This window comes from Kribbella sp. NPDC054772 (assembly GCF_053611945.1).
On the sequence record NZ_JBSHBJ010000019.1, the window covers coordinates 124,803 to 135,090 of the forward strand.

At 69.1% G+C, this 10,288-nt stretch carries 9 protein-coding genes; 6 read left to right on the forward strand and 3 right to left on the reverse strand.

Translation table 11 applies throughout. The annotated features are described in order from the left end of the window. Positions 1–239 precede the first annotated feature (239 nt). Positions 240–692, forward strand: coding sequence for a hypothetical protein (locus ACWGID_RS26570; protein ID WP_452200950.1), 453 nt, complete (start codon positions 240–242; stop codon positions 690–692). Positions 693–725: 33 nt separating this feature from the next. On the opposite strand, the gene ACWGID_RS26575 is transcribed toward ACWGID_RS26570, so the two are convergent. Continuing rightward, positions 726–2,360, reverse strand: a complete 1,635-nt coding sequence (locus ACWGID_RS26575; RefSeq protein ID WP_452200952.1) for a phospho-sugar mutase — start codon at positions 2,358–2,360, stop codon at positions 726–728. A 9-nt stretch (positions 2,361–2,369) separates the two neighbouring features. Beyond that, entirely contained in the window at positions 2,370–2,831 is a 462-nt protein-coding gene (locus tag ACWGID_RS26580; protein ID WP_452200954.1) for a gamma-glutamylcyclotransferase, read from the reverse strand. A 31-nt stretch (positions 2,832–2,862) separates the two neighbouring features. On the opposite strand from ACWGID_RS26580, the gene ACWGID_RS26585 reads away from it, so the two are divergent. Next, entirely contained in the window at positions 2,863–4,242 is a 1,380-nt protein-coding gene (locus ACWGID_RS26585) for an NAD(P)H-quinone dehydrogenase (RefSeq protein WP_452200956.1), read from the forward strand. A gap of 38 nt (positions 4,243–4,280) precedes the next feature. Further along, a complete protein-coding gene (locus tag ACWGID_RS26590; protein WP_452200958.1) occupies positions 4,281–5,189 on the forward strand; it encodes a hypothetical protein in 909 nt (302 codons plus the stop codon). A gap of 77 nt (positions 5,190–5,266) precedes the next feature. On the opposite strand, the gene ACWGID_RS26595 is transcribed toward ACWGID_RS26590, so the two are convergent. Continuing rightward, entirely contained in the window at positions 5,267–6,109 is an 843-nt protein-coding gene (locus ACWGID_RS26595; protein WP_452200960.1) for a hypothetical protein, read from the reverse strand. Between the two features lie 157 nt (positions 6,110–6,266). Between ACWGID_RS26595 and ACWGID_RS26600 the strand changes: the two genes are divergently transcribed. From ACWGID_RS26600 to ACWGID_RS26610, 3 genes are all read left to right on the forward strand, one after another. Continuing rightward, complete coding sequence (locus tag ACWGID_RS26600; RefSeq protein ID WP_452200962.1) at positions 6,267–7,661, forward strand: N-acetylmuramoyl-L-alanine amidase; 1,395 nt, start codon at positions 6,267–6,269, stop codon at positions 7,659–7,661. After that, positions 7,658–8,881: a SpoIID/LytB domain-containing protein gene (locus ACWGID_RS26605; protein ID WP_452200964.1), complete on the forward strand. Its 1,224-nt coding sequence runs from the start codon at positions 7,658–7,660 to the stop codon at positions 8,879–8,881. The genes ACWGID_RS26600 and ACWGID_RS26605 overlap by 4 nt, the downstream gene beginning before the upstream one ends. Positions 8,882–8,973: 92 nt before the next feature. Continuing rightward, positions 8,974–10,137, forward strand: coding sequence for a glycoside hydrolase family 76 protein (locus ACWGID_RS26610; RefSeq protein ID WP_452200966.1), 1,164 nt, complete (start codon positions 8,974–8,976; stop codon positions 10,135–10,137). Positions 10,138–10,288: the final 151 nt, after the last annotated feature.

Genomic DNA, 10,288 nt, shown 5'->3' on the forward strand with positions numbered 1-10,288 from the left:
GGGGGGATAAACCGCGCGCCAAAGATACCGGGTCGGGGCAACGTCAAACACATAAACGGCTTCTGGGGGTAAGGGCGCTTGCGTTTTTTGTTAACGGGCCCGCCGGTACGGGTTGGGGTTCCGGGGCGGCTGTTGCGTTTTGGCGACACCTGCACGATCTGCGATCGTGTGGTTACTTGTTTTTGGTGCGCACGCCCTAGAGTTCTGAGTCGAGCGTCGAACGGCAGGAGTCAAGGACAGTGAACTACGACGAGTTCAACACCGAGTACGCGAAGGTGCTGGACAAGATCAAGAGCGGTCGGAGCACCTGGTCGGAGCTGTCCGGGCACGTCACCCGGCTGCGCCAGGCGACCGCGGGCATCACCGCCCCGGTGGAGCGCACCCAGGTCGACCACGACCTCGCCGCGCTGAGCCAGATGGTGGACATGTCCCGGCGTACGAACGACAAGGAAGACGTCTGGACGGTCACGTCCGACGCGATCCGCCGGGCCAGCAGCCAGGAGGGGACGGTCCGCGACCGGCTCGTCCGGATCGAGGCCGCCATCAACGACATCGGCGCGCTGGCGAACCGGAACCCGGACGAGCGGGACGCGCTGATGCAGTCGACCAGCACGCTCCGCATCCTGCACTCCTCGCTGCAGAGCTCCCTGCAGGCCGAGGAAGCCGAAGCGGCCGCCGCGGCGGCTCGCTGACCGGAACAGAATCACCCGCCAGGTGTTCTGTTCCTACATACCTGCTGCGGCAGCCAGATCGGTCTTGATGGCTGCCAATGCAGTAGCAGCATCGCCCCGGGCCGCGGCGACATCCGTGCTGACCGGGACGACCACTTCCAGGTAGCACTTCAGCTTGGGCTCCGTACCCGACGGGCGCACGACCACGCGTGCGCCGTCGGACAGCGTGTAGCGCAGCCCGTCCGTCGGGGGCAACGACTCCGACCCCTGGCCGAGATCGTCGATCCGCTCGACGGTGTACGCGCCCAGCGCCGACGGCGGCGTCGCGCGGAGCCGCTCCATCGCCTTCGCGATCAGCGACAGGTCCTCGACCCGCGCCGACAGCTGGTCGGTCGCGTGCAGACCGTGCTTCACCGCCAGGTCGTCCAGCAGATCCAGCAGCGTGCGCCCCGCGGCCTTCGCCCCCGCCGCCAGCTGCAGCACCCGGACCAGCGTCGAGACGCCGTCCTTGTCCTTCACGGCCGCCGGATCCACGCAGTACCCGAGCGCCTCTTCGTAGCCGAACACCAGCTCCGGGACCCGTCCGATCCACTTGAAGCCGGTGAGCGTCTCGACGTACCGGACGCCGTACGACGCGGCGATCTTGCCGAGCAGGGACGACGACACGATGGAGCAGGCCGCGACGCCGTCCGGTCGTGACGACAGCAGGAACTCACCGAGCAGCGCGCCGAGCTCGTCACCGCGGAGCATCCGCCAGCCACCGTCGGCCGACGGATCCGGGATCGCCACCGCGCAACGGTCCGCGTCCGGGTCGTTGGCCACTGCGATGTCCGCGCCGATCGACCGCGCCAGGTCGAGCGCGGCGTCGATCGCGCCCGGCTCTTCCGGGTTCGGGAAAGAGACGGTCGGGAAGTCCGGATCCGGATCGGCCTGCGACGCCACCACCCGCGGTACGGCGAACCCCGCGCGAGCGACCGCGGCCTCGACCAGGGTCCGTCCGACGCCGTGCAGGGGCGTGTAGGCGACGTTCAGCTCCCGCGGCGCATCGGCCGGCACCAGCTCCGCGATCCGGTCCAGGTACGCGTTCAGCAGGTCGTCGCCCGTGGTCTCCCAGTCGTCGCCCCGCGGTACGTCGGCCAGCGCCCCGACCGCGGCGATGGCGGCCGCGATCTCCGCGTCGGCCGGCGGCACGATCTGCGAGCCGTCACCGAGGTACACCTTGTAGCCGTTGTCCTGCGGTGGATTGTGCGAGGCCGTCACGACGACACCCGCGACCGCGCCCAGATGCCCGATCCCGAAGGCGACCACGGGCGTCGGCGCCGGCCGGTCCAGCAGGACGGCGTCCAGCCCGGCGCCCCGGATCACGGCCGCCGTGTCGCGCGCGAAGACGTCCGACTTGTGCCGCGCGTCGTACCCGATCAGGACCGGCCCGTCGGTCATCCCCTTCGCCATCAGGTACGCCGCGAGTCCGGCGGCGGCCCGGATCACGACCACCCGGTTCATCCGGTTCGGTCCGGCGCCGACGGCACCGCGCAGGCCCGCCGTACCGAACTCCAGCGTGCCGGCGAAGCGGTCGGCCAGCTCCGCATCGGCGTCACTATCGAGAAGTTCCTGCAGCTCGGCGCGGGTGTCGGGGTCAGGATCCTCGCTCAGCCAAGCCTCGGCGGCGGCCCTCAGGTCATCGATCACATGGGCACTCTAATGACCCGAGGACCGACACGGCCGCGCTCGCAGGTCGGCCACGTAGTCGTCGGGAGCGCCGGCCGCCTCGGCGGCCTCGGCGAGGATGCCCAGGTAGCGGGCCGAGGGCAGCCCGCCCTCGTAGGCGTTCAGGACGTACATCCAGGCCAGCTGCTCGCCGTCCAGGGTCTGCACCCGGACCTGGATCTTCCGGTAGACGCCCTGGTCGGTCGCCTCCCACTCGTCCAGCCGCTCGATGTCCTTGGGGTGGATGTCGTACAGCGCGACGAACACCTGGTTCTTCGGGTCGGCCGGATCCTCGACCACGGTCGCCATCGCACCCTCCCAGCCGAGCTCCTCACCGCCGAAGGTGAGCCGCCATCCGGTGATCCAGCCGGTCCCGCGCAAGGGCGAGTAGGGGCACCGCTCGGCCATCAGATTCGGGTCCAGGTTCGACGCAAACGCGGCGTACAGGGTCACGCAAACAGAGGATACGGAACAATGGCCTCTCGTGGCGCGAGTTGTGATCATCGGAGGCGGTCCAGGTGGGTACGAAGCGGCCAGTGCGGCTGCCCAGCTCGGGGCGGAGGTGACGGTTGTCGATTCCGACGGGATCGGCGGTTCTGCCGTGCTCACCGACTGCGTCCCGAGCAAGACGCTGATCGCCACGGCAGAAGTGATGACCGAGGTCGAGGAGGCCGGCGAGCTCGGCGTTCGGCTGGACGACGGCGACGACGATCCGGCGAACTCCGTGCGTGTCGATCTCTCGGTCGTCAACAAACGGGTGAAGGCGCTGGCCGCCGCCCAGGGCGAGGGCATCGAGCGCCGGCTCGAGTCCGACAAGGTCCGGGTGATCAGCGGCCGCGGCCGGCTGGACGGCCCGGAGACCGTGGTGGTCGGCGAGGAGCGGCTGGACGCCGACGTGGTGCTGATCGCCACCGGGGCAAGGCCTCGCATCCTCAAGGGCTCCGAACCGGACGGCGAGCGGATCCTCACCTGGGAGCAGGTCTACGAGCTCGAGGAGTTGCCGGAGCGGCTGATCGTGGTCGGGTCCGGTGTCACCGGTGCGGAGTTCGCCAGCGCGTACGACGCGCTCGGGAGCGACGTCGTCCTGGTGTCCTCCCGGGACCGGGTGCTCCCGGGGGAGGACGCGGACGCCGCGGCGGTGCTGGAGGGCGTGTTCAAGCGGCGCGGCCTGACCGTGCTGAGCAAGTCCCGGGCAGAGTCGGTGAAGCGGCAGGGCGACGGCGTCGTGGTGACGCTGACCGACGGCCGGACGGTCGAGGGATCGCACGCGCTGCTCGCCGTCGGTTCGCTGCCGAACACCGATGACATGAACCTTGTCGAGTCGGGCGTGTCGCTCACCGACGGCGGGTTCGTGCAGGTCGACCGGGTCTCCCGGACGACGGCCCGCGGGGTGTACGCGGCCGGCGACTGCACCGGCGTACTGATGCTCGCCTCGGTGGCCGCGATGCAGGGCCGGATCGCGATGGCGCACGCGCTCGGCGACGCGGTCACGCCGTTGGACCAGTCAACGGTCTCCGCGAACGTCTTCACCGCACCGGAGATCGCGACCGTCGGCCTGACGCAGGCGACCCTGGACGCGGGCGGCAGTACGGCGATGGTCGTCAAGGTGCCGCTCGCGGACAACGCCCGGGCGAAGATGCAGGGCGTCCGGCACGGTTTCGTGAAGCTCTTCTGCCTCCCGAACACCGGCATCGTGGTCGGCGGTGTCGTGGTGGCGCCGCGGGCCAGTGAGCTCATCCACCCGATCTCGCTGGCCGTCGGAGCCCGCCTCACGGTCGACCAGGTCGCCCAGGCGTTCACCGTCTACCCCTCGGTCTCCGGCTCCATCGCCGAAGCCGCGCGCCGCCTCCACCTTCGGAGTTAACTCGCAACTTCCGGCGCGGGGCACGCATCGGGTGAGGTATGAAGACGAAGTGGATGACGACCGGGGTCGCGGTAGCGGCCTTGGCGGGTGGACTCAGCATGTCGACTCCGGCGCAGGCAGCGGCGGGGAAGGCCTGCGTGATGGACTTCAACTCGATCACCGCCGGCGGCGACATCACCGGTACGCGGGTGACCGCCGCAACCCCGCCGCAGGCCACGGGCCCGTCGGCCGGTACGCACCTGTACACGCCGGGGATCGCGAAGGCGAGCACGAGCTGGTTCTCCTCCCTCGGGGTGGCGAACGGCATCGCGTACTCCGGAATGGTGATCCTCAACTCGACGCTGTACCGCTCGAGCTACGGCCTCGACGACAGCACCGGTGCGCCGTTCCAGACCATCGCCAAGGTCGGCAGCGGCTGGGGTGACTTCACCGCGGTCGAGGAGTCGATCTACCAGCCGTACGTCGGTGCGCCGACCGGCCGGACCATGCTCTACGGCCTGCGCAAGGACGGCGTGCTGTTCCGCTGGCTGCCCGGGGCGAACGGCGCCTGGCGCGCGGCCGGGTCGGCCTCCGGGTTCTCCTCGGTCAAGACGCTGGCGCTGCTCAGCCAGACCGGCACGTACGACACGTTCATCGCGACGACCCGTGGTGGTGCGCTCTACACGATCCGGGTTCCGCTCGCGAACCCGATGAAGCCGGTGGTGAAACAGGTTCGCAGTACCGGCTGGAGCACCTTCGACTCGCTGGTCGCCGAGAAGTGTGGCACCCAGAGCACGCTGCTCACCGCCATCGACAAGGAGAGCGGCCACGCCTTCGCCTATGCCGTAGGCCACGCCAACGGTTCGGCAACCGCGATCCAGCTCTTGGGTCAGCTGCCTGGCACGCACAAGGACGCCATCAACGTCCGGGAAGCCTCCGACGCCGCGGAACACCTCTTCGGCGAGTAACGCCGTACGCAAGGACAAGGCCCCGGTGACCTGAGTGGTCACCGGGGCCCTGTGGGTCGTTCAGAAGGCGGGGCTGCTCAGAAGTCGCCGCCGAAGTCGAAGCCGCCGCCGTCGCCGCCGCCGTCGAAGGGGTTGAAGTCGCCCCCGCCGTCGCCTCCGCCGTCGCCACCATCTCCGCCGCCGTCGCCTCCGTCACCACCGTCGGACATGCCGTCCGAGTAGCCCGCGGCGTAGTCGCCGTACCCGCCGCCGGCGAACATGCCGCCGAGCGCGGTACCGATGAACATGCCGGTCAGCACGCCGCCGACGCCACCGAACAGACCCTGCGCGTACGGCGAGTAGGCCGGACCGGCCTCCCAGTACGGAACGCGCTGCGGGCCGACCATGACCTTGCGGACGTCCGGCTCCGCACCGGCGCGGACCCGCTCGGCGTCGGCCGCACAGGCCGGCACTTCACGCGGCGCACCGCTCGGCGGGGACCACATCACGTCGACCACGGACGGGCCGTGCTGCGGGTTGAAGAAGCAGGCGGGCCGGCGCTGCGGCAGCGGCTCGCCGTTCACCCGGGCCTTGACACAGGCAGCCGCGTAGCGCCCGTCCTCGAGGATCTCGATGACGTGCTTGATCTGGTCGGCCTCGGTGACCTGGCCGACCGCCTGCTTGGCGGACTCGTAGGAGTCGAGCGCGCGCTGGTAGTCCTGGCGCGCGCCGTCGCCGAGGTCCTTGCCGACCATTTCCAGGTCGAGGTCCTGCAGCTCCTCGCCGAAGCGGGTGATGTCCTCGTCGGCGGTGCGCTTGACCGCCTCGAGCTCGGCGGCGGTGATCTGGTGCTGCTGCTTGGTCTGCAGCTGGGTCCGACGGTACGAGCGGTACGCCAGAATCGCGATCACCACGACCGCGATGATCAGGATGAGTGTCATGTCGGGCCTCTCTCGGGGGCTCTTTAGGTAGAGCCTATCGAACGCCTCAAGACGGACGGCGCCACGCAGGGTGACGCAATGCCCGGAAAGCGGTCACCGTCAGCGCACAATGGAATGCGCCGCCCAGCGATGTCCGTCCCCCGCCGGAAGGCTGCTCATGGGCAAGACCGCGCGACTGCTCCCGCTCCTCTTGACGGCGGCCGCTCTGGCCCCGCTCCCGCACCACGCCTCCGAGACCCCGACCGCGGACGATTCGTACCAGGAGATCCCGCTCGACGGTCCGTCCGTCCAGACGCAGACCAAGCCTTTCGGGACGGTCGCCGTCACCTGGCCTGAAGGTGTGCAGGGTGTCACCGCCAAGATCCGCGTCGAGCACAACGGGACATGGACCGACTGGCAGGCGCTGCGGATCGAGGACGACCACGGGCCCGATCCATCAGCCCCGGAAGGAATTGAGCGCGCCGGCACCGAGCCGCTGTGGGTCGGCGACGCCACCGGTGTCCAGGCCGCCGCCGTCACCACTGCCGGTACGACGATTACCGGCGCCAAGGTCGTTCTCATCCAGCCCGGTGTCCTCCCGACGGACGCCGACGAGCCGAGTGCCCAATCCGTCGAGCCGGCGGCGAGCAGAGCGCCGTACCCGATGCCGTTGATGGTGAGCCGCCGGCGGTGGGGTGCCGATGAGCGGCTGCGGGCGCACAACGGTGCGGACTGCGTGCGGCCGAAGTACACGTCGACCGTGCAGGCGGCGTTCGTGCACCACACCGCGGATCGCAACGACTACACCCGCGCGCAGGCGCCGGCGATGGTGCGCGCGATGTACGCGTACCACGTGAAGAGCCGCGGCTGGTGCGACCTCGGGTACAACTTCCTCGTCGACCGCTTCGGCCGGATCTTCGAGGGCAGGGCCGGCGGTGCGCAGCTGCCGGTGCTCGGCGCGCACACGGGGTCGTTCAACGCGAACTCGTTCGGTGTCGCGGTGATCGGCAACTTCGAGCAGACGGCACCCCCGCCGGCGATGCTGGAGTCCACCGCGCGGGTGATCGCGTGGAAACTGGACGCGAACTATCGGTCGCCGTTGGCAACGATCGTGCTCGACGGCAGCCGGTTGCACACCGTCTCCGGACACCGCGACACGAAGGCGACCGCCTGCCCGGGAACCCAGCTGTACAACAAACTCGGCTGGCTGAAGCAACGCGTCAACACCTTGATGAGCGGCAACTTCTCGACGCCGATCTACGAGTATGCGCGACGTATCGGGTTCCGCACGGTCGGGCAGCCGTTCTGGGGTGAGCACCGGACGCGCACCGGCTGGGCGACGTACTTCGGGACCCGGGACGTCTTCTATTCCGTTGCCACCGGCCCGCATTCGACGGCGGGTGCGTTCCGGACCAGGTTCCGTCGGCTGGGGGCCGGCAGCGCGCGGCTCGGGTTGCCGGTCACCGACGCGTACCAGGTGCCGGGTGGGGCCCGGCAGAAATTCCAGCGCGGCTGGTTGGTCTGGGACCGCCGCGATCGTCAGGTTCATCTCGTGTATGGGGGAGCAGCGTGAGGAAACGTGCAATAGCGGCCGTCGTCTTGTCGTCCGCGGTGATCAGTGGGAGCGCGCAGGCCGGCCCGATCGGGCCGGCCGCGACTGTGCCGGACACGACCATCAGCGGCCGCGGTTTCGGCCACGGTCGCGGACTCTCGCAGTACGGCGCACAAGGTGCGGCGATCGCCGGGAAGTCCGCGCGGCAGATCCTGGACTTCTACTACCCGGGAACGACGACCGGGAAGGCGACCGGGAACATCCGGGTCCGGGTCAGCGCGGACACCACCGACGGCGTTCGGGTGGGAGCGGTGAGCGGTCTCCGGGTCCGTTCCCTTGCCACCGGCAAGGTCTATTCATTGCCAAGGGCAGCGAATCTGAACCAGTGGTCGATCGACCCGAACGGCGACCACGGCACCAAGCTCAGCTCGTACGACGCGAAGACCCGGAAATGGACGCTCTACAAGACGTTCACGGGGATGGCGCAGTTCGAGGGCGCGGCTGTGATCGGGCTGGTCCTGCCGAGTGGCGCCGTACGGCGGTATCGCGGTGCACTGCGGGCGATCGACGTATCGGGATCCCATCTGGACACCGTGAACGTGTTGCCGTTGGAGTACTACCTGCGCGGCGTCGTACCGCGGGAAGCCGTGTCGAGCTGGCGACCGGCGGCGCTGCAGGCACAGTCCGTTGCCGCGCGCACCTATTCGGTGTTCCATCGGGCTCGCGCGTCGCGGAAGGCGTACGACCTGTGCGACACCACGTCGTGCCAGGTGTACGGCGGGTACGACGCGGAGAAAACGTCGACGAACAACGCGATCGCGGCGACCGCGGGACAGATCCGGTTGTACAAGGGGAAGCCGATCATCGCGGAGTTCTCGTCCTCGAACGGCGGGGCGACGGCGACCGGCGACGCGCCGTACCAGGTGATGAAGGTGGACGGCTGGGACGCGTACCCGAAGAACGGGAACCCGAACACGACATGGACCGTGACGCGGACGGCGGCCGAGATGCAGGCCGTCTTCGCGGTCGGATCGATCCGGTACGTCCGGGTGCTGAAGCGCACCGGCGTCGGTCCGGGCGGCGGGCGGGTGCTGACCGTCGAGGCCGTCGGGTCGAAGGGGAAGCGGGTGCTGACCGGGGACCAGGTGCGGATCCGGCTGCATCTGCGATCGGCCTGGATCAGCTTCGCGGCCCGGCCTCTTGATATACCAACTACGGTGCCGGAAGTGCCTGCTCGCTAGCCATTGACGCGGGGTGTTTGCGCCGGTTAGATCCATGACATCTAGAGGCATGACATCGCTGTCAACCACCACCGCCCAGGAGGAGCAGGTCGATGCGCACGAAATTTGGTATATCAACCCGTCTGGCTGCTGGAGCGCTCGCGGTCGCCGTCCTCGGGACGCTGAACATGACGACCGCTGATGCCGGTGTCGGAACCGATCCGACCGCCGCGGCGCGCGCACGGGCGTCGTACGACGCCATCAACAAGTACTTCGACGCCGGCAGCGGACTGCTGCTGGAGGAGTACCCGCACACGGGAGGCAACGCCTACTCGTACGTCTGGCCGTACTCGCAGGCAGCCATCGCGGCCGAGGACCTGGCCGGGGTGCCCGGTGCGGGTGTGCAGGGCTCGAAGGAGGCCGATCGCCGGCTCGCGGCGTACGAGTTCTACTGGAACGCCGGGACCACGCCGACCGGCTACGACTCCTACGTCCGGCCGCCCAACGGTCAGGGCGGGGACAAGTTCTACGACGACAACGAGTGGATCGGGCTGAACCTGATCCAGCGGTACAAGCGGACTGGTGACCGCGCTGCACTCGCTCGGGCCAAGGACATCTTCGCGCTGACCGTCCACGGCTGGGACACCGACACGTCGCACCCGTGCGCGGGCGGCGTCTACTGGACCCAGGCCGCGTGGAGCCAGGACCGCAACACGATCTCGAACGGCCCGGGCGCCGAGCTCGGCGCGCACCTGTACCTGCTGACCCGGGACAAGTCGTACCTGACCTGGGCGCAGCGGATGTACACGTGGGCGCAGACCTGCATGCTCGCGCCGAACGGCCTGTACTGGGACCACATCGACCTGGCCGGCAACGTCGAGAAGACGCAGTGGAGCTACAACCAGGGCGTGATGCTCGGAGCCGGTGTTCTGTTGTTCAAGGCAACGGGTGACGGGAAGTACCTGAAGGACGCGAAGGCGGTCGCGAACGCGTCGCTGGCGTTCTACAACACCCCCGAGATGCTCGCCAAGCAGGGCGCGGCGTTCAACTCGATCTGGTTCAAGAACCTGCTGATCCTCGACTCGGTTGCACCGGATCCCCGCTACCGCGCGGCGATGCAGTCGTACGCCGACCACACGTGGGACACCACCCGCGACCCGGCGACCAACCTCTACAAGTTCCGCGAGGGCTCGGTGGAACTCCTGCAACAGTCCGGCATCACCCAGGTCCACGCCCTCCTGGCCTGGCCCCGCTCGAAGTACTCCCTGCTCGCCTGACCCGAGTTGTGCCTACAACAACGCGCCGCCCGTCCCCGCAGGGTGCTGTGGGGGGGGGGGGGTTGGTTTTGGGGGTGGGGGCCGACGGGGCCTCGTTGTTCGTGGAGCGTGCTGCTGGTGTGGCCGATGCCGGACGGGCCGATGGAGACGG

What these genes read in the sequence shown, in the direction of transcription:
- ACWGID_RS26590 (WP_452200958.1), top strand. Translation starts at nt 4,281, where the DNA reads ATGAAGACGAAGTGGATGACGACCGGGGTCGCGGTAGCGGCCTTGGCG.
- ACWGID_RS26595 (WP_452200960.1), bottom strand. Translation starts at nt 6,109, where the DNA reads ATGACACTCATCCTGATCATCGCGGTCGTGGTGATCGCGATTCTGGCG.
- ACWGID_RS26600 (WP_452200962.1), top strand. Translation starts at nt 6,267, where the DNA reads ATGGGCAAGACCGCGCGACTGCTCCCGCTCCTCTTGACGGCGGCCGCT.
- ACWGID_RS26610 (WP_452200966.1), top strand. Translation starts at nt 8,974, where the DNA reads ATGCGCACGAAATTTGGTATATCAACCCGTCTGGCTGCTGGAGCGCTC.